Origin of the sequence: Mesorhizobium sp. M0293 (assembly GCF_040321735.1) — a bacterium.
Lineage (GTDB): Bacteria > Pseudomonadota > Alphaproteobacteria > Rhizobiales > Rhizobiaceae > Mesorhizobium.
Window position 1 is genome coordinate 1 of the sequence record NZ_JAMYSA010000312.1, and the last position, 711, is coordinate 711.

At 57.5% G+C, this 711-nt stretch carries 1 pseudogene; it reads left to right on the forward strand.

Annotated elements, in window-relative coordinates:
• Positions 1-431: 431 nt before the first annotated feature.
• Positions 432-711 (forward strand): annotated as a pseudogene (locus NKJ06_RS35640) (hypothetical protein); the annotation flags it as partial.

Genomic DNA, 711 nt, shown 5'->3' on the forward strand with positions numbered 1-711 from the left:
GGTCAAATGACGTCGAGAGACGACAACAATTATGCCGAGCAAGAAAGCAGATAGAGCGCTCTAACACATTGGAATCAACGGACGAATTGGCCTTGGTTGCTGCGGACTCCGCATAATCCGGCGCTCCACATAATTGCGGTTATGCGGAGCCCTGCATAACCGCAAGGGGCCGGACGGCCTGGCGGCGCTGGTGCGCGATACGGGCGCCGATCCGTTCTTATGCATCGGGTGAGATTTTGTGGCGGAGCCGTCCCGGCGCTAGCCGGGGTCTGCCAAATCTGGCATCCTCAGCCACATAATAATCTTTCATGCCTCTCTGACGGACGCGGGATCCCCCTGCGCCGCAATGCTGGAGGGGCAATATGCTCGACTTCTAGTTTTCGTATCGTGGGGTACTCAAGCGCCTGCGTAGCGGTGCGCTCGGCGGCGAGATGGATCGCTTCGCGGAGCATTTTTTCACGCTCGGTTATAAGCGAGCGTCCGCCAAGATTTACCTGAGCCGGGTTGCGCGCTTTAGCCAGTTTGCCGCGACACGCTCTGGTCCGATGCCGATCCATCAAGATGTCATCGATAGCTATTTGTCCACGTTTATTACGGATACTCCGCGCATTGGTGCAGTATCGGCGCTAGGTGTGAGCTTTCAGAGGGTTGTCCATTCGGACCGGACCGAGGAGACTGGAGTTACCAAGCTGCAGCACTCACCGGAGGGTC